Here is a 24591-nt window from a genome sequence, read left to right as displayed (position 1 = left end):
GGCTGCAGGGTGCTTGCGTCCGGGCTGGGCGTCGGCGGTCACGGCGTTGTGGTCCTTGTTCAAGGTCGGCTGGGAGAACGGGCATTGACAAGGGCCGCGACCTACCGGCCACGGCCCCACTGCGGGTGTCCGAGGGGGGACTTGAACCCCCACGCCCTTTTAATCAGGCACTAGCACCTCAAGCTAGCGCGTCTACCTATTCCGCCACTCGGACTCGTCGCAATCGCCGCAGGGCACGGCCCCGGAACGCCGACTCAGGAAAGTTAACACGCTCCGGGCCAAGGCGGGCAAATCCACCCCGGGTGCCATGCATCACAGAGATTCGACTGCGATCCTGGTTCCCAGCGACATCGACTCCCCCGGGGCAAGACGTACCGCATTTTCTCCTACAAGGGCACTCTCCACACACAGCATGGAGGCGAACTCGTCGTCATCCATGTCTGACAGCGAGGCGGCGCCCGCACTCCAGGGATTCCACACCACCGTGTTGGCGGCGCGCACGCCGGTCACGCGCACGCGGCGCCCATAGGCCGGATCGGTGAGCGTGACCGCAGCGCCGGACGCGTAGACACGGTCCGTCTGTCCGGTGATGCGCAGCGGCCCGCGTTGCACCTGGTCGCCCCGCCCGGTCACCTTATCCAGGTAGGTGGCGCCGTCCAGGCCCATAAGCTCCACGGCCGTGACATCGCCGACCGCCAGGTAGGTGTGCAGGGCGGCCTCCACCGGCTCTTCCACATGGGCCCCGCCGGTGCGACGCAGGGAAAGGGTGAGGGCCAGCTCCTGTCCCACGTCAACCGCGTACAGTGCGGCAATCCCATCGCGTTCAAGGGCGAGTAGGGCATGCACCCCGCCGTCGGGCCGTGACTGAACGCTGCGCAACTGCCAGGGCGAGATCCGTCCCCAGCCGTGCGAGGGCCGCCGACTACCGCTGACGCCCGCACCGAACCAGGGCATACACAGCGGAACGCCGCCGCGGATTGCAGCTGCGCCGTCGAATACCGCCCGGCGGGAGGTGAAGATTACGGGCTTGCTGCCGCGCGGAGTCCATGCGGTCAGGTGAGCCCCGTGCAGGTAGATCTCGGCACTGCCTGCTGGAGCATCGATGAGCAGCCGCGGTTGGTCGCCCCGTCCCGGAGTCAGGGCCGCAGTCCGCGGCAGGCGGGGGCGCGTGGTGTCTGTGTTCATGGGTGCCACGCTAGTAGGGTGACCCGCGTACGCGAGCAACAGCGAGCCACGAAAATCCTGTCAGTCAACGCCGGAGCCGGTGAAGTGGACGGAGTGAAGACCAGATATGGCCGATGCGCAGCCTTCAACTGATGATAGGGATGAGGCGCCCGTTGCGCCCACGGAAGGTGGCGTGCAGACAGGCGCACCGGCGGCGTCGGAATCAGCGTTACGTAATTTCACCTCCCGTCTGCGGGAGGGACGTGACGTGCTGGGCCGCACAATCGATCGGGCCGAACGGGCCCGGCTAGATGCCCGCGAGCAGCAGCTACGCTATGACAATGCTGCGGACGTGGCTTCCGGCAGCGACAGCGTCGCTGACGGCACCGCCCCGCGCTCACCGCTCGACACCCTGCCGTCATGGCTGGTGCGCGGAGGGCTGGGGGCCTGGCTGCTGCTGGGACTGATCATTGTCATCGGGGCGGTGTTCTTCGCGACGTCAAGGGTGATCCCGGTGTTCGTCGGCGTGTTCATGGCGCTGGTGCTCACCTCGATTCTGCATCCGCTGGTTAATCTGTTCGCCCGGGTCATGCCCCGTTACCCGGCTACTTTCCTGGCCCTGCTCACCGCCCTGGCGCTCGTAGCTGGAATGGTCACCTACGTGGTCACCTCGGTCACGCACCAGTGGAACACGCTGGCCTCCCAATTCTCCGACGGCGTAGACACCATTGTGGACTTCATCGTCAACGGCCCCCTCCCACTGGACCTGACCCAGCAGGAGCTCATGGGGCAGCTGCAGCAGCTGCTCGAGCAGGGGCAGGACTACCTGATGAACAATGCACCCGCGCTGGCTACGGAGGTTCTGTCCAATGCGGGCACCGTGGTGAATATCTTCGCCGTGCTGGCATTGGCCATCTTCTCGACGATCTTCTTCCTGGCCTCTGGCGGCCGCATGTGGCGGTGGTTCCTCAACGAGCTTCCCGCCCGTATCCGTGAAGACGTCCATCACGCCGCCGGCGCCGGCTGGTACACCTTCGCGGGCTACGCCCGGGGCACCGTGATCGTGGCGCTTACCGATGGGATCATGTGTGGGGTCTTCCTCCAAATCGTCAGTGTGCCATTGGCCGCACCGCTGGCGGTCCTGGTGTTCATCGGCGCCTTCATTCCGATCATCGGCGCACCAACGGCCATGATCATCGCCATGGTGGTGGCCCTGGCCTCGAAGGGCTTTATCACCATGATTGTCGTGGGTCTGGGGGTGGCCGGCATCGGCCAGATCGAGGGGCATATTCTGCAGCCGCTGATCATGGGCCGGCAGGTCTCACTGCATCCGGTGGTGGTGATCATAGCCGTGGCCGTGGGCACCTACTCCGCCGGTCTGCTCGGGGCCATCGTGGCGGTACCGCTGGTGAGTGTGGCCTGGTCCGTCTACTCCGAGCTGCATACCAAGGACGCGCCGGTGGTCGGCGAGTTGCCGGCCTACTCCTCCGCGGACAAGGGCTGAGCGAGCCGAACCGTTCAGCACCAGTCGCGGCTGCCCGGCGAGGTGACGCCCGGCAGGGGCTGAAGGTGTTCAGCAACCAGCGCGGTGACGCCGTCGCCGGACTCGACCATTCCCCGTACCACTAGTGCCGCGGCCCGGCGTCCCGCATCACGGTAGCGCCGCCACATGCCCGCGGGGCAGATCACGTTGAGTAGGCCGGTCTCGTCCTCAAGATTGAGGAAGATCGTGCCCGCCGACGTCTGCGGCCGCTGCCTGTGAGTGACCAGCCCGGCCACCCGCACCCGACGCCCCGGCTCATGGTGCAGGACCTCGGCGACGGCGAGCACACCGGCGGCGGTGAGCCGGTCACGCTGAAAGACAATGGGTGAGTCCTGGGTGGACACTCCGGTCAGGCGCAGATCGGCGTCCTGACGTTCCCGGTCGCCCATTTCCGGCAGACGCGGTGCCCGAGCGCCGACGACAGTGCCGGGCAGCGGCGGCTGGTACCAGGCGGACCGGATACGATCGTGATTATGGCCGTGAGTGTGGCGCTGCCCGTACTCCTGCGACAGGACACCGGCGGACCATAGCGCCTCCCGGCGGGCAACGCCCAGAGAGGCTAAGGCACCGGAGGCGGCGAGTGCTTCTAGGCGGGGGCGGTTAAGACGCACGCGGCGAGCGAGGTCGGCGATGTCGGTGTAGGGGCCGTGGGCGCCGCGTTCGGCGACAATGTCAGCGGCGGCTTCCCCCAGTCCCTTTATGGGGATCAGGCCGAGACGGACGGCGAGTTCAGGGTGTACGTCGAGGGGACTGAGCGCCGTGGGATCTGCGTGCGCCTCTGCCTGCACCGAATCGGCGTCGCCCCTGGCCTCGACGCGGGCTTGCTCGTAGGAGAAGTTGACATCGGCGGGCAGTACCCGCACACCGTGGCGACGCGCGTCCGCGACCAGGGTCTGCGGGGACCAGAAACCCATGGGCTGGGCGGCAAGTATGCCGGCGTAGAAGTCCTCAGGCTTGCGGACCTTGAGCCAGGCGGAGGCGTAGACGAGGTAGGCGAAGGAGAAGGCATGAGACTCGGGGAACCCGAAGTCGGCGAAGGCACGGAGCTTGTCGAAGATGGTCTGCGCGGTCGCGGTGTCGATGCCCCGCTTCTCCATGCCGCGCACCAGCCGCTCGTGCAGGGCCTCCATGCGTTCCACGGAGCGCTTGGCCCCCATGGCCTGGCGCAAGGCGTCCGCCTCGGCCGGACTGAATCCGGCGGCATCCACGGCAATCTGCATGAGCTGCTCCTGGAACAGCGGGATTCCGAGGGTCTTGGCCAGGGCCGGCTTGAGGGACTCGTGCAGGTAGGTGACCTTCTCGCGTTTCAGGCGGCGGCGGATGTAGGGGTTTACGGCATCGCCCTGGATGGGGCCCGGGCGGATGAGGGCCACCTCCACGACAATGTCGTAGAACTCGCGCGGACGCAGGCGGGGCAGGGTGGCCATCTGGGCGCGAGACTCTACCTGGAAGACGCCGACCGTGTCGGCGGCGCCGAGCAGCCGGTACACGGCCGGATCTTCCTCGGGAAGCGTGTGCAGTCCCCAGGGGCGGCCCGTCTGAGCAGGACGCAGGACCCCACCGGGGGCCAGGTCCGGAACCGTCTCACCGCGCCGCGCCAGACCAGCGAAGGCCAGGCGCAGTGCGGTCAACTCTCCAAGTCCCAATAGGTCGAATTTGACCAGGCCCGCGGCGGCGCAGTCGTCCTTATCCCACTGCAGGACGGTGCGTCCCTCCATGGCGGACCAGCGCACAGGGCAGACCTCGGTGACGGGGCGGTCGGCCAGTACCATGCCGCCGGAGTGAATGCCCAGGTGTCGGGGCAGGCGCAGCAGGTGCTCGGCGACGTCGAGGACCTGCGCGGGAGGTGTATCCGCCCAGGCTTCTTGCATCCCGGCAGGATGTCCTAGGGCACGAGCGGCGTCGCGGATGGCTGAGCGGGGCCGGTAGGAGATGACGTTGGCGACTTGAGCGGCATAGTCGCGTCCGTAGTGGGAGTAGACGTGCTGAATGACCTCCTCGCGGCGGCAGGCCTCGATATCAAGGTCTATGTCCGGATACCCGGTCCGGCCCGGGGAGAGGAAACGTTCGAAGAGCATGTGGTGGCGAACGGCGTCCACCGCGGTGATGCCCAGGGCGTAGCAGACCGCGGAATTGGCTGCACTCCCCCGCCCCTGGCACAGAATGCCGGCGCTTTCACAGAAGTCGACGATGGCACGGACAATGAGGAAGTAGCCGGGGAAGCCTAGTGACTCGATGACATCGAGCTCGTGGGCGAGGACCCGCCAGGCCTCGGGATCCTCCGCCTCGGTGCCGTAGCGTGCCAGGGCGCCACGACGGGTGAGTTCACGCAGCCAGGTGGCCGGCGTGTGCCCCGCCGGTACCTTCGGAGCCGGCAGTCCGGGAGCGACGAGGGTGAGGTCGAAGGCGAGATCCTGGGCTATCTCGGCTGCGGTGTCGACGGCGTGCGACGCGCGACGGTGCAGGCGCGCCATGTCCTGTGGGCCGCGCAGCCAGCGCCCCAGGGCGGGCAGGTATCCGCGGGCGCCCTCCAGGTCGGTGCGCAGGCGGGTAGCGGTCAAAACATCCGCAAGACGGGAATCGGCCGGGCGGGCGCAGCGTACAGCGCCGGTGGCGAGGAGCGGCAGGCGGTGTTTGGCGGCCAGCTCGGTGAGCGCGGTGGTCACGGCGGCATCGGTGGGGCCGCCGCCCAAGAATATCTCGACGGCGACTGCATCGCGGCCGAAGAGGTCGGTCAGGTGTCCGAGGACGGCGTCGGCGACACCGAGATCCCAGGTGTCGGGACGCTGCGGGTCACCGAGAGCACGACGGAGCGGGCCGTTGGCGGTGCCGGTGAGGACCATACAGGTGGACCCGAGGGCAGCGAGATCTGGCAGCCGGTGAGCGGGATCCACACGTTTGCCGGCTGCCAGGTTATGGCTGGAGATGGCGGCACACAGCCGGTGGTAGCCGCGCGGGCCCCGGGCGAGTATGGGCAGGTGGGCGCCATCGGCCAGAGTGAGTTCGGTGCCGTAGACGGTTGCGACTGCGTGGTCTCGGCCGGCCTGAGCATGCCGGACGATTCCAGGCATGCCGTCATGATCGGTCAGGGCAAGGGCCTCAAGACCGAGTTCTGCTGCTGCGGCAACAAGGTCTTCGGGCTCGTTGGCGCCGTCGAGGAAGGAGTAGGCGGAGTGAGCATGTAGCTCGGCGTAGCGGTGGGTTCCGGTGGTGCCTACCGGCCCCGCCGCATCGGAAGCGCGGCCGCCAGTATCGGTATCGAGAGTCATGGCAGTGGTCCTCATGAATGTTCTTAGAAGAGCGGCTGGGTCCGTGTTGCCAACGGCTAGAACCTCGCACGGCCTCTTCTAGGCGTGCTTTAGAAGGGTGGGATTTGCTCAAGTAGTGGCGCCAGCCCCAGGTCGTGAAGGGCTTGAGGAAAGGGGGTGGTCTCGAATGCGCCGATGGGATGTCCGGGCCGGGGCCCGCGGCTGACTACTTGTACTTGTGGGGGTTGTGGGGGCAGACCGGGACGCGTCCCGGCACGAGTGGAGACACCGCCGAGCACCGCGGCAGTAGCGACGCCGGAGCCGCTGACAGGGGCAGTTCTCTGTGCTTGTGCTTGTGCTTGTTCCTGTGCCTGCGCAGCCAGGCTCAAGCCGTGCTCAAGCCGACTCACCACCGCGTTGTCAACCGCATCGGCCAGGTGTTGGGGTGCCTGCTGGGCGGGCGTGGCTAGTTGACGCGGCCCGACGCGGCGGGGCAGGAGGGTAATGGTGCCGTCGGGAGTGCGCCGGTAGCGGGCACCGGTGGGAGTAGTCCAGATCAGCGCGCCATCGCCGTCAGCCGTGTTCTGACGGCTGAGGGTCCAGCCGGGGGTGTGCTTGAGGCGGTGGTGCGCCTGACACAAGGCGGCGAGGTTGTTCAGGCTGGTAACGCCACCGGCAACCCAGGGAATGACATGGTCGACGTCGCAACGGGCTGCGGGAGTAGTGCAGCCGGGGAAGACGCATTCCTGATCACGGGCCTGCACCAGATCGCGTAGGCCGGCAGGCGGGCGATAGTGAGTGCGGCCCACGTCCAGCACCACCCCGGATAGTGGATCGGTGACCAGCCTGCGCCAAGTGCCACCGGCTGCCAGCGCCTTGGCTGTGGAGGCGGGAACCGCCACGCGACCGGCGCCGACCACAACCTCCGCCGCCCCAGCGGTCTCGGCTGCCTCGGCAGCCTCGATGGCCCGGGAGGCGGTAGCGTCCCCGGCGGACTCGTCCCCGGCGGACTCGTCCCCGGCAGCCTGCACGATCTCGGCGCCGGTGGGCACACTGCTCCCACGGACGCTGGTTGTGGGCAGACTGCTCCCACTGCCAGCGGCGGACAGACTCCTGCCGCTGGCTGTGGGCGGATCGCTCCCACCGCCACCGGGCAGGCTTTCTCCGCTGCCGTCGGGCAGGATCAGACTCAACGGCACGGTGACGTCAACGTTGATAGTGATTCCAGGTGGCGGGAACACCGGGCGTATGCCGGAGGGCGTCCACCAGGGACGGGATGGCTCCACCAGGCTGCTCAGCGCCCCCAATAGGCCCGGCAACGGCACCCCGTCCGGCAGCAAACCAGCGGCCCCTGGCCCACCCCCTTCAAAGGTAGGGCCGGTCGCACTGACAGCGGCGGTGAAGGTGGCAGGAGCCACATCGCCCGCGACGGCCGACGTTGGCGGCTCGCCATAGTCATCACCACCAGCGCCGTCGCTGTTGGCACCGTTGTGTTCGGCACCATCGCTGTTGATGCCGTCGCTGTTGGCGCCATTGATGTCTACGCCGCTGTCACGGCCGGTAACGGTGCTGGTGTTGTTGGTGTTGACGGTACGGCAGGCCAAGTTCTGGCTTCCTTGCAAGGTGCGCAGAGTCATGCCGGTAATGGCGTCGGCCCGCAACTGGGACAGTGTGCGATTGTCACCGCCGGCCCGCGCGCTGGCGGCGATCGCGTCCAGGGTGGCGTCCAGTAGCAGCGCATCCAGGCTCGGCAGCAGCAGACGCATCTCGTGGGTGCCCTCACCGGCCGGGCGGGGGCGGGTCACCCGCCGTGCCGCCACATCCCGCCTACGCCTGCCACTGATGCCCATGGGATCTAGGGAGGCCAGAGCCCGATCAATATCTCGTCCCAGCTGCGAGCAGGTGCGGCGTGGCGCGCGGGCCAGCACCCGTTCTTGCACCGCTGCCGCCGTGTCGGGGCTGACGTCCTGCAGACGGCGGACAATCAGAGCAGTCTTGGAGGTGTCCAGCAGACCGGCCCGGTGCAAGGCCTCCGTGGCTGCAAACTCGGGTTGCAGCAATGCCTGCCCACGGTCCAGGAGCAGGCCCGCACTGCTACGGGTGGTGCCGAGTCGGGCGGCGATTTCCCCGCTGGCGGTGAACCTCCGCTCATCATCGGTGACCAAGCACTCAAGTTCTCCGCCTGGCCCCCAGGGCGGGGTACCGCGGTTCATCTCCGCCGTTCTGGTCAGGCAGGCGGCGGCCACGCCCTCCGCCCAGGCCGCCCAAGCACCCAACCGGTGACAGGCCCCTACCAGTTCACTGAGCACCTGACCACCCAGGCATGCGAGTGCGTCGGCCCCCATGCCCTGCCCCCAGTCCGGTCCTAAGGCCCCGGCCAGCTCGCCCAACGCCTGCTCGGCCGGGCTAGTGACCGCGGTCAACACAGCGTCGGTATCAGGAATACTCAAAGCCTCATTGGCGTCCGCCGCGCCGTCGGTGTCATCAGTGGTGGCACCCGGGTGGGCGGGCACCAGCAGAACCGACAGCAGGCCCTCAATCAGATCTGCTAGGTCGGCACCCGCCGGCACCCCCGACAGACGCCCAACCAGATCCCCGACCTCATCTGGCAGGCTCCCGGCCGGATGTTGAGATTGAGGCTCTGGCAGGGGCTCAACCATCATCTTTACGGCAGCAGGTGGCGCCACCCGCCCCGCCCGGGCACGCCGGGCGGGTTGGCTCTCAACACCCCTACCTTCGAACATATGTACACAGTAGCGCGGGGGTCCGACACGAATTCGCCCTTCACGACCTCAAACACACCCACTCCCATGAGATGCGCATCACATTCCTCCGGGTGCGCCCCGGCCACGCCCAGCAAGCCCCGATCCACGGGCGCCACGGCGTCGCCCTCCGGCTCAGGCCATCGACACCGCAGCGACGGCAAGCGCCGCCAGAATCCAGGAGGCCATGGAACCGATATCGCCACGACCAGTGGCGACAGCGCACCCGCAGAGGATTTGGAGCCACGAGCAAGATTGAGAACGGCCGACACCAGCCCATTCGCCGGCGCTCCCAGAAGTATGACCACGCCCACGACGGCGCACGCCCGCGCCACCGGCGTACCAACGGGAGCAGCCAGCACGGCGCTGACTCCACAGCCGATGGCGAGCGCGATGAGCGACACCGCCTCACCCCACTTAGTGGGCGCGAGCATCTCCCAAACACTCCACACCACCGGGACGGCGATGGCGACCGCGACCCCGCCGGCGGCGAGCCCCAGCGGCCCGCGGGCGAGGAGTATCCCGACGGCCACGAGCGCCCCGGCCCCGCCGGCGGTAGCCATGACTCGCCGCCTCGAACGCCCCTCGCCGGCGAGTCGCCGCACCAGGACCGGCAGGGTGCTGGCGAGCCCGGCAAGTACCAGTACGAGCGCGGTCATTGCTGCGCCGCCAGCGGGTCGCGTCCCGTGCGCGCCGCGGCGGCGGCATCGAGCAGGGTTTGAGCCTCAATGAGGGCCGCCCCCACCCCACGGGAGAAGTCAGAGACGGCCTGCTGGCTGACCTTCTCCGCCCGGGCCACCTCGACCTGGGTGGTGCCGGCCAGTAGCGCCGTGGTCATGCGCCGCTGCCGCGGTCGTAGCCGGGCGACGGCCTGGTCGCGCAGCAGTAGCAGCGCATTGACAACCGCCTCGCTCTCCTGCGCGTCCCCCGGGACGACGGCGTCCTGCGCCACGCGCACCCAGGTGCGGCAGAACTCTCGGCCCGCATCCTGGGCGGCGTGAGCCCGCTCAATGGCCTCGCGCGCCGCCCACCACGCACTGCCGTCCTGAATGCCGGCGTCAGCGCCGGTGCCGCCGGCGTCGACAGAGACGGTCTCCACCCCTCCGACACCGATGCCGAAGCGCAGAGCCAGCCCCTCGGGCAGGAGTAGTTGGACACGCAGGGTGAGCGTCAAGGCGGCGGACAGCGAGGCGGCGATGGCCTGGAACTCGTCACCAACGGTGGCAACGGGTGACTGCGGCAAGGATCTTCTCGGAGGGTCGTTCGAGCCCAGGTACCCCGATGTGCGCCGACTCGCGTTCGCCGTCTCAGTGCCCTTCCCGGGCGCCTACTCCCCCGGCAGCACACCCCCGAATTCCAGGTAGCACTTGCCGCACAGGGACTCATAGGTGACGTCGACGCCGTCGATGGCAACCTGATCGCCGTCGAACACGAAGGCGCCACCCGCCTTCCGGGCGTTGAAGATGGCCTTGCGCCCACAGCGGCAGATCGTCTTCAGTTCCTCCAGGGAGTGGGCCACCTCCAGTAGGCGCCGCGATCCGGGGAAGCTCACAGTACGGAAGTCGGTGCGAATTCCGTAGGCCAGCACGGGAACGTCGTCCAGGAGCACAATCTCCATGAGCTGATCGACCTGCAGCGGGGTGAGGAACTGCGCCTCATCTACCAGCACGCAGTCAACCGCCTCCCGCGCCCCGACCCGGGGATCGGCGGCACGCTCACCCAGTGCGGCACATCGCACCAGAGCGCGGACGTCATCGGCGGCAGTGACGAGCAGGTCGACGCGACGGGTCATTCCCAACCGGGAGACGACGGTGTCGTCACCCTTGGTGTCGATGGCGGCCTTGACCAGGAGAACGCGCTGCCCACGCTCCTCATAATTATGGGCGGTCTGGAGCAGCCCGGTGGTCTTGCCCGAGTTCATCGCACCGTAGCGGAAGTAGAGCTTGGCCATGCGCGTCCTGATTCCTCTCCCGGAGTTGGTGGCACCCATCTGCACACCCTCCGGCACCTGCCCGTCGGGGTGCGGAAGGCCCGCGGCAGATGTTACCGGCTGGCTTTCACCCCGCCGCCGACGCCCACCACAGGGCGCACCCAGACTACGCTTATAGGCTCACCCTATGCAGCAGACCGTGGCCGTCCCACAGCGGGACCCCCGACCACTTCTCGCCCTCGTGGCGACGGCGGCTACCGCCGTATTCTCCTGGCTCGCGGTGAGCACAGAACTCGGACACTCCTTAGCCGCCTACGATCCTGCGGTCACGTCATTGATTGTGGGCATGCGCCACGGGCCCGTCACAGCCGTGGCATGGCCGCTCACGCACCTGGGCGGCACACTGGGGTTGACGGCGCTCACGGTGGCGGTCTGTGCGTTCTTCCTGTTGCACGGTCACAGGCTCCACGCCGCGGTGCTGGCCGGAGCCATGATCGGCTCCTCGTCACTGACTGTGCTGCTAAAAATCGTTTTCGCACGGTCACGCCCCTCCACCGCACTGCTTCTGGGAGAACCCGCATCCTCCTGGTCTTTCCCCTCCGGACACGCCTTCAACACCGGAGTCTTCGCAGGAGTCCTGGCAGGTTTCGTGCTGTTCTCCGCGACCCCACCGCTCCGCAAGGCACTGGCAGCCGTGGCGGCATGCACAACCACTGTGCTGGTGGGACTCTCGCGCATATACCTCGCCTATCACTGGTTCACCGACGTGCTCGCCGGCTGGAGCATCGCCCTGGCGTGGCTGTGCGTGGTCGGGGTCGTCGTTGTCACCATTCGACGGCGATCCCTCAGGAGTAGACGCCGTCAACCCACCAGCGGCCCGCACGGGCGAGCAGCAGGGGCGGACCAGCGTCGGTGATGACCTGTAGATAGGCGCGTCGTGACGCGCCCCCGGGCCGCCACCAGTGCTCATCAACGGGCCAGGGCCCGCCCCAGAGAATGACTCGCCGCCGCATAGGCCGACTCTCCGATTCATCTCCCCCGCTCCACTGCGATAACCGTGACGGCATCACCCCCTCGCCGGAACGGTCCACGGCCACAGCGGCTGGGACGGCAGTCAATTGGCCCTGACGATCGACGCCGACGTCCCGTCCGTGTGCGTCGAGCAGGACGGCGGGCAGCGGCTCAGGAGGGACAAGGGCGGGCGAGGGAGCCGGCAGCGCACCGTCCCAGGGGGCCTCGTCCAAAGTCTCCGCTAAGGTCTCCCCCCAGTCGATGAGGGCGACTCGTGAACGCGGATCTCGTCCGGGGCGCGGTACTGGAACACGGATACCGCCCACGCCCAGGAGGGATTCGACACGTCCGGCGGCGCGATGCGCCCGGCGCTCAGCCTGTTCCCCGGAAGTACTCCACAGACCGGTCTGGGCCGTGCCCGCGGGGGTGAGTCCGAGGGCGACAAGACGCAGGTGGGTCAGGGGCGCGGCGGGCGGGCGGCCGGAGCGACCGGCCAGCCATCCCTCAAGCTGCCAGCGCACGCGATCGGTGAGCTCGGTGGGCGAGAGCACGGTGTCAAGCATCCAGGAACGGCCCAGTTCCGCCCCATTCTCGCAGCGGGCCTCGACCCGGAGGCCTGCGGCCGACACTCCCAGGCAGATGAGCCGCTCGGACAATTGTTCGGCCAGGGAGCGTGCGGCCCAGGCGGCGGTATCGGCCCGCTCAATGGGCGGATCTAGCTGGGTCTGCGTGGCGACGTCGGCGGCGGGACGATCCGCCCGGGGCAGGGCCTCCCAGTCACCGGAGGCGAGGCGATGCAGCCGCTCCCCCTCAAGGCCGAAACGGGCGGCGACGTCGCGGCGGGGCAGGGTGGCCAGGTCGCCCAACCGGCGCAGACCGAATCGACCGAAGTCTTCCAGGAGAGGACCAGCCCGCCGACGCCCCTGCTCCGTGGCCAGGGCGTGCAGCAGGCTCTCCAGCGGCCAGGGGGCGAGGAAGTCCGGGGTATCCCCGGGCGGGATGATGACACCCCGGCGGGCGGCGAGGATGGCACCGAGCAGGGAATCGGCAATGCCCACCTGACACTCGACCCCCGGCCCAGCGGCCACGGCCTCGACGAGGGCGGCGGCCAACGGTTCCTCCCCGCCCGCCCACCGCGCGGGGCCATGGGCGGCAGACAGCGCCAGCCCGGGACGGGCGACAAGCGGATCGGCGAGAAAGTCAGAAAGGGAGTCCATGACGGTTTCATAGGCACGCGCCTCCCGATCGGGCTGCGGAGGCAGGACAACCAGTCCGGGACACAGCGAACGGGCCACCCGCAGTCGCATGCCACGGGCAATACCGACCGCGCGGGCAGGCGCCGAGGCTGCGACAACCCCTCTTCCGCCCACTACGGCGACGGGAGTCAGGGCCGGATCGGGCATATCGGGACGCTGCGCCTCCACAGTCAGGGCCACGACGGGCCAGTCCGGCGTCCACACGGCAATGAGCCGGGGTGCGCGAGGATCCGCAGTCGGCTTCGGAGCGGGCGTTCCCGCCGCGGGGACGAAGGGGGTCATGCGGTCTCCTCCTGCTGCCTGCGCGCCCCAGAACCGTTGACTAGAACCAGATGCGGTCCCGGCGCGGAAACCGGCTCCGGAACGGCAGGCACCTGCGGCACCTCGGGGCTCAGGTGTGCGCCCGCGGCGTCGAGCAGCAGTCGGACCCGTTCGGGACGGTGAGGGCTGCAAAGGGTCCAGGCGAGGTGTTGCAGATAACCCCCCTCAAACTCCCGCACCCCATTGTCCTCCTGAGTGCGGTTGCGCAACGGGATGACGTCTGAAGCAAAGTCGCCTCGCGCCTGTGGGTGAAGCGGAGAGGCAGTCAGGACGCGCGCTCCCTCCCAGGCGAAGGGGGTGAGGATCAGGCAGCGGCGCTCGCGGGCGCGGGCCAGGAGGGTGCGCCGGTCACGGGGGTGCAGGCAGGATGCGGCTGCGGAGGAGATCAGGAGTACGGAGACGCCGTCCAGCAGGGCTCCGAGGGAAGCCGTGAGCAGGTTGGGAGGCAGATCCGCGGCGGGGACGGCGAGCACCCGGGCAAGGTCCAGGCCCGCCTCGGCCGCGGCGCACCAGCCCAGCCCCTCATAACCGATGATGCCGCACCACTCAGTCCCGCCCTGGCGGAGGGCGGCCAGGACGAGAAGCGCCCCGACGGACCCGGTCAGGACCACCACGCCGGCAGCATCGGCACCCACCGGTAGGAGCGAGTCGATCGGCGTCTCTCCCGTTTCCGGGACAGGCACCGCGGCCGCGAGCGCGGTAGCTCCGACTACGTGCGAACTCCGCTCGGCGTCTGCCACTGCGCTCGCGACTTGTCCGGCCTCCCGCCCGCGCAGTCCGGCACGCTCTTCGGCATGAACCAGCGCCTCCCGGGCCGCAGCGAGACGATCTACACGAGCCGCGGTCCCTGATGCGGAGATGTCTTGCCGGGTATGCGCCATGGCTCCTCCTCCCAACAGGACATCTATCGAACACCTGTTCGATCTGTTGTTGCAAGCCTAGCTCCGGCCTCCGACATGAACTTCACCGGAGGCCGCATCTACAGTGGTTGTCTACAGTGGTTGATATCAGCCCGGCCAACAGCCTGGCCGGTCATCGTCCGACTCCGAGGAGGTCCGCCGTGACTGCAGCTCTGACGCGCACCCGTCCGCCCTTCCCCTACGACTCACTCCCAGCCGTCCCCGCCTTCACCCTGGCCTCCACCGATCTGGTGGACGGTGAACGCATGCCCGATCGCTTCACGGCGGTGCATGAGAACATCTCGCCCGAGTTGCACTGGTCCGGTTTCCCTGCCGCCACCCGCTCCTTCGTGGTCTCCTGCTTCGACCCGGACGCCCCCTCGCCGGCCGGCTGGTGGCACTGGACGGTGCAGGACTTGGACGCATCGGTGACCTGCCTGGCACAAGGCGTCGGTGAGTCCGATCTCCGTCTTGACGGGGCCGCCTTTCACGCCGTCAACGATTCGGGCACACACGCCTGGTCCGGTCCGTATCCGCCCGCCGGTGACGGCGATCACCGGTATATCTTCGCCGTGCACGCCCTGGACGTGGACACCCTAGGCCTGGACGACGACGCCTCTGCGACGACCGTGGCCGCACAGTGCTCCGTCCATGCCATTGCCCGAGCCCTATTGACGGTCACCTACTCTCAGCCGGGCGAGCCCGGCTCCGCCCCCTTCCTTCGGGAGGCATGACTAGTAACCGACTGGGGGCATGGCGCCGGGGAAGCCAAGACTTCGCCAGGCCTCGTACAGGCCCACGGCGGCTGAGTTGGCCAGGTTGAGCGAGCGGCTGCCGGGAAGCATGGGGATACGCGCCCGCCCGGTGACTCGTGGGTGTGCCATGACCTGTTCGGGCAGGCCGGTGGGCTCGGGGCCGAAGAGCAGGGCATCGTCCTGGCGCCAGAGAATATCGGTGTAAAGCGTGGTGGTGTGGGCGGTGAAGGCGAAGACGCGTCCGGGCACCTGCTCCAGGCACTCCTCCCAGGTGTCGTGCACGCGCGTGCGGGCTAGATCGTGGTAGTCCAGGCCGGCACGGCGCAGCTTGGCGTCATCCATGTCGAACAAGGGATCGACCAGATGGAGCATGGCCCCGGTGTTGGCGCTCAGCCGGATGGCGGCGCCGGAGTTGCCCGGAATGCGGGGTTTGAAGAAGACGACGTGAAGCACGCGGGACATCCTGCCACCGCCCCGTCGGCTTGTCGGCGCCGACGAGTTATCGGCGCTAACGTAGTGCTCAAGATCGGGGTTTTAGTTGGTGTGGTGCGCAAAGTCGGAGCTAACATGGTCTGAGAGGTTAACCCGGACCGGTGCTTGACAATCGCGGGTAAAACGTGCGAGGCGTGAGAACACGGTCGGCACGGGCGGGGGCCTGCCAGCACCAGCTGCCCGTTGACGCACCGACTCGCGACACACTACCCACCGGCACAGCTCCGCCCGATCCGCCACACCCGACAAACCACTCCGCCCTCCCACCGCAAACACCCAGGGACCACCATCCTGCAGATGGACCACCTGGCTGCCGTTGGACCACCTGAAACGCACTCTCAGACGGTCCAACCGCAAAAGCGCGGTCCAAGTACGAGGCCGGCAGCCGATCGGGCCCACACCCACCACCGCCAGCACCCACCCACACCCACATGAACCAAACCGGTCCACCTGAACGGTGGGGGCGAGCCCTCAACACGGGTTATAGGCGTAAACGTGGTGCTTTAGACCGGCGTGTCGTGGTGTTCTAGCTGGTTCGTCCGGCCCAGCCTTTGCGGGCCCAGAGGCCTTCTTCGGGGGTGGGTGTGGTGCCCCATCCGGCGGGGTGGCTGGTGGTGGGCTTGTTTGTTTTGGGTTTGGGTGTGCGGGCGCGCTGGGGGCGGCCTTGGGTGTGCCAGTCGGCCAGGATCACCGCGGGCGTGGCCGGTGCCTGGGTGTAGGTGTGCAGTGTCCATTCGGCGATGGCAGCCTGGTGATCAGTGGTGGCGCCGCGGTGGTGGCGCAGCCGGTCGCGGACCTGGGAGTTGATGGACTCTATGGGGTTGGTGGTGCGCTCGGCGGGGGTGGGGCGGGGCTTGCCGTCCGGGTCGGTCAGGTAGGCGAACAGCTGGCCCTGCTTGGCCAGGCGTTCCAGGCGCCGCCAGGCGCGGCGCGCCCGGGGGTGGGTGTACCACCACTTGCGGCCGGTGCGGGCGGCGGTTTGGGGGTCCTGCTGGGCGGTGGTGCGCTGATTCAGCCAGTCCTTGTACTGGATGCCGTAGTCGTTCAGGGTCACCAGCCACCTGGTGGCCTGCTCGGTGGTGGAGATGCTCAGCAGTTTGCGGGAGTGGCGTAGTAGGGCCTTGCCGGGGGTGGTCTTGGGATGGTGGGTCAGGTCACGGACGGTGTCGCGGTGCACGTGGATCAGACACCGCTGGATGGGAGTGCCCGGCCAGGTGGCGGCGATGGCCTTCAAGGCGCCGCCGGCCCCGTCGGTGGTTGCCAGGTCGGGCGGGGCCAGGTCGGCTAGCAGCGCCTGGTAGGCCGCCGCGCTCTCGGACGCGGCCCACTGCCAGGCGATCACGTGCGTGGGACTGCGGGCCACCAGGAGCACCCATTTGTGGGCCAGCCACATCCCGTCGATGAAGATCTGGGAGTACACCTCGCCGGTGACCGGCGGCTTGGGTACTGGGATGTCCCAGCACCAGGCCGTCCGGCGGCGAAACGCCCTGCCGCTACCACCGGAGATGTCGGCCTGGGAGCGGCTGCCGGTCGCCCAGTCGATGAATTCGCCCAGCACCGCCTGTTCGGCCCTACCCGGCGAGGGTGGGCGCGGCGCGGTGGCCAGGGACCGGCAGGCGGTGCACTTCCACCGCCTGGTGCCTGCGGCGGTGCGGCCGGACTTCTTCATCGGGGTCTGGCAGATCGGGCAGAGTCTTGCTCGTGGGGACCGTGTTCTCACGGCACGCACATCTACCCGCGAATGTCAAGCACCGCCCCGGATTAACCTCCCAGACCATAATCACTCCGACTTTCCCGCACCACAGCAACCAAAACCCCGATCTTAAGCACCACGTTCGCGCCGATAACTCTCAAACACCCACCCACACGAACCAAGCCCTCGAACCCGAAGTGCCCGAAACCCCAGTTTCGCGCCAATAACCCCCACCTTCGCGCCGATAACCCGCGCCGACGGGGCGGTGGTCTAAGGTACGGGGCTCAGCCCAGCGAGTCCAGGACTATGTTGAGCCCCTCCCCCATGGTCGGGTGGGAGATGGGGGCGTCACGCAGCTGCTGGAAAGGCATGCCAGCGAGCATGGCCACTTGGACGGCGGTGATGACCTCCCCGGCGCTCTCGCCGATGATCGCGGCGCCGAGGATGCGGTCGGTGTCGGCGTCAATGATCAGCTTGTAGAAACCGGTGGTGGCGCCCAGGGTCTTGGCGCGGGGCACGGCCGCGGTGGGGGTCTTGGCGACCCGCACATTGTGTCCGGCCGCTCGAGCCTGGGCCTCGGTGAGGCCGACGTGCCCGAGCTCGGGGGTGGTGAACACGGTCCAGGGGATGATCCGGCCGGCAGTCGAAGCCTCGCGGCCGTCCAGCAGGTCCCGCAACACGCGGAAGTCGTTCCAGGAGGCGTGGGTGAACATGGGGGTGCCGGCCACGTCCCCGGCGGCGTACACGCCGTCGGCGGTGGTGCGCAGTTGGTCGTCCACGCGCACGAAGCCGCGCTCTGTCAGCTCCACCCCGGCCGTCTCCAGCCCCAGGCCAGCGGTTACCGGGGTACGGCCCAGGGCGATAAGCAGGTGGGAGCCGGTGGCCTCGCGCCCGTCGTCGGTGTGCACCACCACCGGCCCGGAGCGGGCGGAGGAGCGCACGGCGCTCACACGGGCACCGGTGAGGATCTCCACGCCGAGGGTCTCCAGTCCGGCGGCAACCTCGGCGGCGACGTCGGCGTCCTCCCGGTTCAGCACGTGCTCGCCGGAGTGGAGCAGAGTTACGGGCACGCCCAGCATGCTCATCAGGCAGGCCATCTCCACACCGATGACTCCGCCGCCGAGGATGAGCAAGTGCCCGGGCAGTTCGGGCAGGGTGAGCAGGTCCTCACTGGTCCAGTAGGGGGCGTCGGCCAGACCCGGAATGTCGGGGACGGCCGGGGTGGTGCCGGTGTTGATCAGGACGCGCCGCCCCCGCACCAGGCGCTCGGCGCCGTCGCCAGTGGTGATCTCGACGGTGCGCGGGGCCACGAAGCGGGCGGTGCCGCGCACGAAGTCCATGCCGGAGTCGGCGAACATGGTCTCGTGGGCTGCCACCATGCCGCCCACGAGTCTTTCCTTACGTGCCCGCAGGGCAGAGATGTCGATATGGGCGCGGGTCAGCAGGGCGGTGTCGTCACGGGAGCTGGAGTCGTCGGCACCAAGCTCGGGCAGAGCCACGCCATAGGCGGCGGCACCCTGCACCTGATGCAGCACGCGTGCGGAGGTTATGAGGGTTTTAGTGGGGATGCAGGCGACATTGATGCAGGTGCCGCCGACTTTGTCCCGCTCGACCATGACTACGTCGTCTCCCTTGCGGGCACGCAGCATGGCCAGTGATTTGCCCGCTTTGCCTCCTCCGACGACGAGAAGGTCGACCTCCTGAACCTGTCCGGATGCGGTGACGGCGGTGGTGTCGCCCATTTACTTCTCCTCGGTCCTCATGCGGCCGCCCTCCGGCCGTCCTGTCGCACAGGCAACGCCCCACATGGCACGGTTCATTCCCGCTGCGCATTACCACCGCGGGGCGGCGCACCGTAGACTCGCCGGGTAGATTCGTCCCCCAATAGTCCCGCCCGTCACCCGAAGTCGAAGGGTTGTTTTGGTATGAACCAGCTGCGTGAACCGGCCGAGGTCTTCGCCGAGACACTCGGCTGGCAATCCGCCCTGGAACGCTCCGATCTGCTCGCCCCGCCCGTAGCCGCCGTGCTTGGCGCCCTCGCCGCTGCCCCGCAGGGGCGGGAACTGGCCCAGGAGGCGAAAGTGGTGGAGATCGACCCGGCCCTATCCGACACCGATGCCCTGAACGCACACTACTCACTGAACCCCGAGGCCACCGGGAACTGCGTACTGGTGGCGGGCAAGCGCTCCGGCGAGCGGCGCTTGGCGGCCTGCGTGGTGCGGGCCACCGACTTCGCCGACGTCAACCACCTGGTCAAGCAGCTGATCGACGTGCGCAAGGCGTCCTTCCTGCCCATGAAGCAGGCCGTGGAGATGAGCGGCATGGCCTACGGCGGCATCACCCCGGTCGGCCTGCCCTCCGAATGGCGGCTGCTGATCGACGCGCAGGTGGCTGCGCGCGACACGATGCTCATTGGCGCGGGTGTGCGTCATTCCAAGCTGCTGGTACCCGGGGCACTGCTAGCGGCCCTGCCTGGCGCCGAGGTAATCGAGGGGCTGGGCGTTACCCCCACCTGATCACATCCAGCGTCGCTGCGGCTCCCGACCACGCCGGCGCCCTACCGCACCTCAACCGTTGGCCGCAGGCATACCTGCGCTCGAGACAACCGCACTAGACGGAACCGGCACCGCCACACTTCAAAACCGAAAGAGCCGCTAATGTGCTAGCACCATATTCTTTGTAGGTACCCCTCGACTCTCTACGAGCCCCACCGCCTCAACAGGCGCCTAACGGCGGTGAAATAGCAGCACCGCCGTCGCAGCATGGGCGGGCCGCCGTCAACTCATCTCCGGCACCATCTCGATGGCACCGCAGGGGCACTCCTCCACGCAGATACCACAGCCCTTGCAGTAGTCGTAGTTGAAGGCGTAGCGCTTGCCGGGCTCCAACTTGATAACGGCGTTGTCCGGGCACACCCCGAAGCAGTTGTCGCACTCGAAGCAGTTGCCGCAGCTCATGCAGCGCCGCGCCTCGAACAGGGCGTCGTCCGCGTCCAGTCCCTGGACCACCTCGTCGAAAGTCTGGGAGCGGCGTGCCCCCTCCAGGCGCTCGCGCACCTGCTGGGGCGCGTCGGAGTAGTACCAGGAGTTGATGGCACCGATGTCGGCGAGCCGGTGGCGCTCCGGGTGCTGGTAGACCTCGCCGCGCAGGTAGGCATCGATGGTGCGAGCAGCCTGCTTGCCGTGTCCGATGCCCACAGTGACGGTGCGCTGGGAGGGCACCATATCTCCGCCGGCGAACAGACCCGGATGGCCGGTCATGAACTGCTCATCGACCTGTACCACACCGTCCTCGATGGTCAGGCCCTCCACCCCGTCGACCAGGCTCAGGTCCGATTCCTGCCCCAGGGCCAGGACCAGGGAGTCCGCCTCCAGGTCCTCGAACTGACCGGTGGGCTGCGGGAAGCCCGTCTCGTCCAGCTCCATCTTCTCGATGCGCAGATTGCCTGCATCGGCGTGCTGGACGGTGGACAACCATCGCATTTGGATGCCCTCTTCCAGGGCCTCAACCACCTCGGAGTCATGTGCGGGCATGCGTTCACGGGTGCGCCGGTAGACGATGATCGCCTCCTCGGCGCCCAGACGCTTGGCGGTGCGAGCGGCGTCGACGGCGGTGTTGCCGCCTCCGTAAACCACCACGCGCCTTCCCAGCATGAGCTGATCATCTGCGGCGCTGCCATCGGCCTGATGACCGTCCTCCACGTCCTTGAGCATGGTGACGGCATCAAGGATACGGGCGGTATCACCCGCCGGAATATAGGCGCGTCGCCCAACCTGGGCGCCGATGGCCAGGAAGACGGCGTCGAACTCGCCGGAGTCCAGATCCGGCGCAATGCGGTCCACCTTGCTGTCCAGTACGAAGCGGACCCCCATGGCCTCGATGCGTGCTATCTCCGCATCGAGCACATCGCGGGGCAGACGGTAGGCGGGGATGCCGTAGCGCATCATTCCGCCCGCCTTGGGGGCGGCGTCGCGAATGGTGACGGCGTGGCCACGGCGGCGCAGCTGGTAGGCGGCGCTCAGGCCGGCCGGGCCGGCCCCGATCACGAGCACATGCTTGCCGGTATCCGGCGCGCACGGGTCGGGCACCCACCCTTGGCGCAGCGCCTCGTCGCCGAGGAAGCGTTCGACGGCGTTGATGCCGACGGCCTCGTCCACCTGGCCGCGGTTGCAGGCGGTCTGGCAGGGGTGGTAGCACACCCGCCCCATGACCGCCGGCAGCGGGTTGTCCCGCATGATGGTGCGCCAGGCCCGCTCGTAGGAGCCGTCCTCGGCGTCGTAAAGCCATTTCTGGACATTCTCTCCGGCGGGACAGGCGTCGTTGCAGGGTGGCAGGAAGTCGCGATACACAGGTCGCTCCACCCGCCAGGCGCCGGTCTTGTTCTCCAAGGATGAGCCCATTGCCAGGGTGATGGCGAAGGGAGGAGTCCTTACGGCGTTGCCGGGTGCTGGTTCAGGCGTGGAGGTGGTGGGCATGTCAGTCCTCCTTGGGGGCGTTGTTGAGGTCGGCACGCGCGCCCAGGGTCGAGGCGGCGCCGGTGGCCGCGTCATTGAGAACCGGGGGCGCGTCGGGCCGTCCCACCAGGCCGTAGCGGCGGATGTTGCGGTCGGCGATCGCCTGGATGCGACCAATGGTCTCCTCGTCCCGGGTGGGGCGGAACAGGTGGGCGTAGCGGCGTTGGAGCACGAGGTAGTCCTCCACCGGTACCTGCCGGCGTATGGGGCTGGCCCCTGTGACCTCGCCGTACTCGGCCTCGAAGACGGGGAACAGTCCAGATTCCACGGCCAGGCGCGCAATGCGCACGGTATGTGAGGACTGCGATCCCCAGCCCAGCGGGCAGGGTACGAACACGTGGATGTAGCGGGGCCCATGCAGGCTCATGGCGTAGGTGACCTTACGTTCCAGATCGTGCAGGTCCGCGACGGTGGCCGTGGCCACATAGGGGATCTCATGGGCCATGGCGATGCGGGGCACATCCTTGCCCTGTCCGAACACGTTACCCGGGGAGTCCCCCACCGCCTGGGTGGTGGCGGTGCGGGCCGCCGGCGGGGTGGCACCCGAGCGCTGAACGCCGGTATTCATATAGGCCTCGTTGTCGTAGCAGACGTAAAGGACGTCGTCGCCGCGCTCGAACATCCCCGAAAGGCAGCCGAAGCCGATGTCTACGGTGCCGCCGTCGCCGCCTTGGGCCACCACCCGAATGTCGTCTCGTCCTTTCGCCTTGAGCCCCGCGGCCACGCCGGTGGCTACGGCGGGGGCATTGCCGAACAGCGAATGGAGCCAGGGCAGGCGCCAGGCCGACTCGGGGTAGGGCGAGGAGAAGACCTCCAAGCAACCGGTGGCGTTGACAGTAACCACGCGCTCTCCGGCGTCCTCGGCTGCCGACTGGGCGGCGTCGAGCACGTAGCGGGCCCCCAGTGCCTCCCCGCAGCCTTGGCAGGCCCGGTGGCCGGAAGTGAGTGCGTTATGCCGCTCCCGGCTGGACTGGATGGAGTGGACCTCCGGCAGAAGCCGGTTGCCCACGGCGAAGGAGCCGACCTGGTAGAAGCGCACTCGGCCGTTCGCTACCGGCGGTGGGGTGGTGGTGGAGGTGGATGACGTCTTCGTCATGATGCTGCTCCTTCCGTGCGCGGGCCGAGGGCCGCCAGGTGGGCGGCGATGGCGTTTTCATCCAGGTCCAGGAATTCCAGAGGTGCCAGTTCACCGCGATGGGCGCGGCGCAGGACCTCGGCCAGGGAATCCGCGGTGATGTCTCGCCCGCCCAGCCCCGCGGCCACCGTGGTCAAGACGAGCTCGGAGCCGCGGCCCCATAGAACACGACGCAGGTCCTCTTCGACGATGCCGCCGCGCCCCAGTGAGAAGGCGCGTTCCAAGCTCACCACCCGTTTGGCTCCGGCCAGTGCACGTGCCATGGCGGCGTCCGGGAAGGGCCGGAATGAGGTCAGGGAGACCAGACCCACAGCCACACCGTCGTCCCGAAGAACGTCGATTACGTCCTTGAGGGTCCCGGTGACCGAGCCCAGGGCCACCACCACCGTTTCGGCGTCCTGCGTGCGATAGGTGTGGAGGAGCCCGCCGGAATCCCTGCCGAATGCCTCGGCGAAGTCCCGCCCCACGCGTTCGACCACTGCGACGGCGGCCTGCTGCTTGCGGTGCGCCAGGTGGCGGACCTCCGTGAAGGCTTCGGGCCCCACCATCGCACCGATGGTTACGGGGTCCTCCGGGTCCAGAGTTTGGACGGGCTGGAACGGGGGAAGGAAGGCATCGACCTGCTCCTGCTCGGGTACGTCTACCCGCTCGACGGCGTGAGTGAGGACGAATCCGTCCATGCAGACCATAACCGGCAGGCTGAGCTCCTCGGCGATGCGGAAGGCCTGGACATGCAGGTCAGCGGCCTCCTGGTTGTCAGCGGCGAATAGCTGAAGCCAGCCGCAATCGCGTTGGCTCATGGTGTCGGACTGGTCGTTCCAAATGTTGATGGGGGCGCCGATGGCCCGGTTGGCCACGGTCATGACAATGGGCAGTCCCAGGCCGGAGGCGTTGTAGACGGCCTCCACCATGAACAACAGTCCCTGGGAGGCGGTGGCCGTGTAGGCCCGCGCGCCCGCGGCACTGGCGCCGATGGCTACTGACTGGGCAGCGAACTCGGATTCGACATTGACGTACTCGCTACGCAACTGCCCTGCTTTGACCAGCCGAGACAGCTCCTCCACGATGTGTGTCTGCGGCGAGATGGGGTAGGCACAAATCACATCCGGGCGACAGGCGGCCACGGTGGCCGCCACTGCCTTGGATCCCTCGATTTCACGCAGCACCGGCGTCCTCCTCACTGTCGTAGGTGGTCCGGAGTCGAGCCCCGGGGGGATCGCCGGACAACTTGTCCGCAACGATCGTGTGAGCGGCCCGGGCGGCCGCGATATTGCGCTCACCCACCCTCCCCGGGAAGCGGTCGGCAATGGCGGCACACACGGCCTGGATGCCGAGCACGTCGGTGACGGCCGTGAAGGCGCCCAGCAGAACGGCATTGGGCAGGGGGCGTCCCAGGTGTTCCATGGCCAATTCCGTTGCCGGAACAGTGAGGCGGTGTTCCGGGGGCACGGCGGCCACCGTGGCCGGGTCCAGGTCGAAGGCGTCAAAGGATCGCGCGGAGTTGATCAATGCGTAGCCGCCGCTACGCAGGCCAGCGAAGACGTTGATCGCGCCCAATAGGGTGGGGTCCTGGATGATAACCGCATCCGGGGACAGCACAGGTGCATGGGTGCGGATCGGACGGGTGTCAATCCGACAGTAGGAGACCACCGGCGCACCCGTGCGCTCGGAACCGAATGACGGGAAGGCCTGCGCATGACGGTCCTCCTTGAAGGCGGCATATGCCAGCAGGTCCGCGGCAGTCACCACCCCCTGGCCACCTCGACCGTGGATACGGATCTGGAACATCGGACCTCCTCGCCCAGCACTGGACGACGTCTTCATTGCTCGCGATCCACTTTATGACGCCCGACCGCAATAGTGAATAC

19 protein-coding genes and 1 tRNA gene are annotated in these 24591 nt (G+C 68.1%); 4 read left to right on the top strand and 16 right to left on the bottom strand.

Annotation, left to right across the window (positions count from 1 at the left end):
* Positions 1–126 precede the first annotated feature (126 nt).
* Together CWT10_RS07050 and CWT10_RS07045 are read right to left on the bottom strand one after the other, a co-directional pair.
* Positions 127–214 (bottom strand) — tRNA-Leu (locus tag CWT10_RS07050).
* A gap of 98 nt (positions 215–312) precedes the next feature.
* Positions 313–1185, bottom strand: coding sequence for a D-hexose-6-phosphate mutarotase (locus CWT10_RS07045; protein WP_103064308.1), 873 nt, complete (start codon positions 1183–1185; stop codon positions 313–315).
* 106 nt (positions 1186–1291) lie between these two features.
* On the opposite strand from CWT10_RS07045, the gene CWT10_RS07040 reads away from it, so the two are divergent.
* Entirely contained in the window at positions 1292–2668 is a 1377-nt protein-coding gene (locus CWT10_RS07040; protein WP_103064307.1) for an AI-2E family transporter, read from the top strand.
* A 14-nt stretch (positions 2669–2682) separates the two neighbouring features.
* Here the strand turns inward: CWT10_RS07040 and CWT10_RS07035 are convergent, their stop codons facing one another.
* The 5 genes from CWT10_RS07035 to CWT10_RS07015 form a co-directional block, all read right to left on the bottom strand.
* Complete coding sequence (locus CWT10_RS07035) at positions 2683–5976, bottom strand: error-prone DNA polymerase (RefSeq protein WP_103064306.1); 3294 nt, start codon at positions 5974–5976, stop codon at positions 2683–2685.
* 89 nt (positions 5977–6065) lie between these two features.
* A complete protein-coding gene (locus tag CWT10_RS07030) occupies positions 6066–8699 on the bottom strand; it encodes an HNH endonuclease signature motif containing protein (protein WP_233188393.1) in 2634 nt (877 codons plus the stop codon).
* On the bottom strand, positions 8621–9376 hold the full coding sequence (locus tag CWT10_RS07025; RefSeq protein WP_103064305.1) for a hypothetical protein: 756 nt from the start codon (positions 9374–9376) through the stop codon (positions 8621–8623). Before CWT10_RS07025 ends, CWT10_RS07030 begins: the two co-directional genes overlap by 79 nt.
* Positions 9373–9960 carry a SatD family protein gene (locus CWT10_RS07020; RefSeq protein ID WP_233188392.1) on the bottom strand — a complete coding sequence of 196 codons (588 nt, stop codon included), beginning with the start codon at positions 9958–9960 and terminating at the stop codon, positions 9373–9375. Before CWT10_RS07020 ends, CWT10_RS07025 begins: the two co-directional genes overlap by 4 nt.
* Before the next feature lie 84 nt (positions 9961–10044).
* Complete coding sequence (locus CWT10_RS07015) at positions 10045–10668, bottom strand: thymidine kinase (protein WP_103064303.1); 624 nt, start codon at positions 10666–10668, stop codon at positions 10045–10047.
* Between the two features lie 166 nt (positions 10669–10834).
* Here CWT10_RS07015 and CWT10_RS07010 point away from each other — a divergent pair, with 166 nt between their 5' ends.
* Positions 10835–11563: a phosphatase PAP2 family protein gene (locus CWT10_RS07010; RefSeq protein WP_103064302.1), complete on the top strand. Its 729-nt coding sequence runs from the start codon at positions 10835–10837 to the stop codon at positions 11561–11563.
* On the opposite strand, the gene CWT10_RS07005 is transcribed toward CWT10_RS07010, so the two are convergent.
* A complete protein-coding gene (locus CWT10_RS07005) occupies positions 11493–13196 on the bottom strand; it encodes a DNA polymerase Y family protein (RefSeq protein WP_103064301.1) in 1704 nt (567 codons plus the stop codon). The genes CWT10_RS07010 and CWT10_RS07005 overlap by 71 nt on opposite strands.
* Positions 13193–14116, bottom strand: coding sequence for a hypothetical protein (locus CWT10_RS07000; protein WP_103064300.1), 924 nt, complete (start codon positions 14114–14116; stop codon positions 13193–13195). The genes CWT10_RS07005 and CWT10_RS07000 overlap by 4 nt, the downstream gene beginning before the upstream one ends.
* Positions 14117–14295: 179 nt before the next feature.
* Between CWT10_RS07000 and CWT10_RS06995 the strand changes: the two genes are divergently transcribed.
* The gene (locus CWT10_RS06995) at positions 14296–14868 is read left to right on the top strand and encodes a YbhB/YbcL family Raf kinase inhibitor-like protein (RefSeq protein WP_103064299.1); all 573 of its coding nucleotides are present in this window, start codon (positions 14296–14298) and stop codon (positions 14866–14868) included.
* On the opposite strand, the gene CWT10_RS06990 is transcribed toward CWT10_RS06995, so the two are convergent.
* From CWT10_RS06990 to CWT10_RS06980, 3 genes are all read right to left on the bottom strand, one after another.
* Entirely contained in the window at positions 14869–15342 is a 474-nt protein-coding gene (locus tag CWT10_RS06990) for a tRNA (cytidine(34)-2'-O)-methyltransferase (RefSeq protein ID WP_103064298.1), read from the bottom strand.
* A gap of 565 nt (positions 15343–15907) precedes the next feature.
* On the bottom strand, positions 15908–17101 hold the full coding sequence (locus CWT10_RS06985) for an IS1249 family transposase (protein WP_280525553.1): 1194 nt from the start codon (positions 17099–17101) through the stop codon (positions 15908–15910).
* Positions 17102–17358: 257 nt separating this feature from the next.
* Positions 17359–18816, bottom strand: a complete 1458-nt coding sequence (locus CWT10_RS06980; RefSeq protein WP_103062074.1) for a dihydrolipoyl dehydrogenase family protein — start codon at positions 18814–18816, stop codon at positions 17359–17361.
* Positions 18817–18999: 183 nt separating this feature from the next.
* Here CWT10_RS06980 and CWT10_RS06975 point away from each other — a divergent pair, with 183 nt between their 5' ends.
* Positions 19000–19590 (top strand): YbaK/EbsC family protein, encoded by a 591-nt coding sequence (locus tag CWT10_RS06975; RefSeq protein WP_103062075.1) that lies wholly within the window; start codon positions 19000–19002, stop codon positions 19588–19590.
* Positions 19591–19851: 261 nt separating this feature from the next.
* On the opposite strand, the gene CWT10_RS06970 is transcribed toward CWT10_RS06975, so the two are convergent.
* Genes CWT10_RS06970 through CWT10_RS06955 form a run of 4 tightly spaced genes read right to left on the bottom strand, consistent with a single transcriptional unit; the run spans position 19852 to position 24511 of the window.
* Entirely contained in the window at positions 19852–21549 is a 1698-nt protein-coding gene (locus tag CWT10_RS06970) for an NAD(P)-binding protein (protein WP_103062076.1), read from the bottom strand.
* Between the two features lies 1 nt (position 21550).
* Positions 21551–22684: a thiamine pyrophosphate-dependent enzyme gene (locus tag CWT10_RS06965; protein ID WP_103062077.1), complete on the bottom strand. Its 1134-nt coding sequence runs from the start codon at positions 22682–22684 to the stop codon at positions 21551–21553.
* On the bottom strand, positions 22681–23889 hold the full coding sequence (gene porA / locus CWT10_RS06960; protein ID WP_103062078.1) for a pyruvate ferredoxin oxidoreductase: 1209 nt from the start codon (positions 23887–23889) through the stop codon (positions 22681–22683). The genes CWT10_RS06965 and porA overlap by 4 nt, the downstream gene beginning before the upstream one ends.
* The gene (locus CWT10_RS06955) at positions 23879–24511 is read right to left on the bottom strand and encodes a 2-oxoacid:acceptor oxidoreductase family protein (protein ID WP_103062079.1); all 633 of its coding nucleotides are present in this window, start codon (positions 24509–24511) and stop codon (positions 23879–23881) included. Before CWT10_RS06955 ends, porA begins: the two co-directional genes overlap by 11 nt.
* Positions 24512–24591 lie beyond the last annotated feature (80 nt).

The organism is Actinomyces qiguomingii (assembly GCF_004102025.1).
Classification (GTDB): domain Bacteria; phylum Actinomycetota; class Actinomycetes; order Actinomycetales; family Actinomycetaceae; genus Actinomyces; species Actinomyces qiguomingii.
This window is presented reverse-complemented; position numbering and strand designations above follow the sequence as displayed.

Coding starts and splice junctions, on each gene's coding strand:
- CWT10_RS07035 (WP_103064306.1), bottom strand. CDS start 5,976: ATGACTCTCGATACCGATACTGGCGGCCGCGCTTCCGATGCGGCGGGG.
- CWT10_RS07025 (WP_103064305.1), bottom strand. CDS start 9,376: ATGACCGCGCTCGTACTGGTACTTGCCGGGCTCGCCAGCACCCTGCCG.
- CWT10_RS06965 (WP_103062077.1), bottom strand. CDS start 22,684: ATGACGAAGACGTCATCCACCTCCACCACCACCCCACCGCCGGTAGCG.
- CWT10_RS06970 (WP_103062076.1), bottom strand. CDS start 21,549: ATGCCCACCACCTCCACGCCTGAACCAGCACCCGGCAACGCCGTAAGG.
- CWT10_RS07010 (WP_103064302.1), top strand. CDS start 10,835: ATGCAGCAGACCGTGGCCGTCCCACAGCGGGACCCCCGACCACTTCTC.
- CWT10_RS07045 (WP_103064308.1), bottom strand. CDS start 1,185: ATGAACACAGACACCACGCGCCCCCGCCTGCCGCGGACTGCGGCCCTG.
- CWT10_RS07000 (WP_103064300.1), bottom strand. CDS start 14,116: ATGGCGCATACCCGGCAAGACATCTCCGCATCAGGGACCGCGGCTCGT.
- CWT10_RS07040 (WP_103064307.1), top strand. CDS start 1,292: ATGGCCGATGCGCAGCCTTCAACTGATGATAGGGATGAGGCGCCCGTT.
- CWT10_RS07030 (WP_233188393.1), bottom strand. CDS start 8,699: ATGTTCGAAGGTAGGGGTGTTGAGAGCCAACCCGCCCGGCGTGCCCGG.
- CWT10_RS07005 (WP_103064301.1), bottom strand. CDS start 13,196: ATGACCCCCTTCGTCCCCGCGGCGGGAACGCCCGCTCCGAAGCCGACT.
- CWT10_RS06955 (WP_103062079.1), bottom strand. CDS start 24,511: ATGTTCCAGATCCGTATCCACGGTCGAGGTGGCCAGGGGGTGGTGACT.
- CWT10_RS07015 (WP_103064303.1), bottom strand. CDS start 10,668: ATGGCCAAGCTCTACTTCCGCTACGGTGCGATGAACTCGGGCAAGACC.
- CWT10_RS06975 (WP_103062075.1), top strand. CDS start 19,000: ATGAACCAGCTGCGTGAACCGGCCGAGGTCTTCGCCGAGACACTCGGC.
- CWT10_RS06980 (WP_103062074.1), bottom strand. CDS start 18,816: ATGGGCGACACCACCGCCGTCACCGCATCCGGACAGGTTCAGGAGGTC.